At 54.8% G+C, this 458-nt stretch carries 1 pseudogene; it reads right to left on the reverse strand.

The features are described 5' to 3' along the window. Window positions 1-244, reverse strand: a pseudogene (locus AC0AIB_RS31230) (MFS transporter); the annotation flags it as partial. Between the last annotated feature and the right edge of the window lie 214 nt (window positions 245-458).

Raw genomic sequence — 458 nt, forward strand, 5'->3', positions numbered from 1 at the left:
CTAGCCAAAGGCCCAGTAGCGAGGTCCAACGTGTGCCATGGCGCCCCACCAGCCGGCCTGCGCCCAGCACGCCAGTCATGGAACCAATGGATAAGCCCAGCAGCACCAGCCCCATTTGCGCAATAGACGCTTCAATGCCGTCGCGAATCGCCGGGGTGCGCGTCACCCACGTAGCTAGCGCAAGACCTGGAATGAAAAAGTAGACAAAAAGAGCGTGCTTTCTGCGTGCCAACTGCTCGTACATCTCAGTCCTCTCAATCTCTATAAGTACATATGTACATTATATGTGTACGAATGTACACTTGTCAATTGGCAACTTTTAATAGACGTATGAAGGAGGCGGAAATGGCAGAGCGAATCAAGCGCAGGTATGAGCCGGACCGCCGCGAACGCATCGTGGAGGTGGCCCTTGATGTAATCGCAGAACATGGAGTGGCGGGCACTACCCATCGACGGGT

This window comes from Micromonospora sp. DSM 43699 (assembly GCF_055517075.1).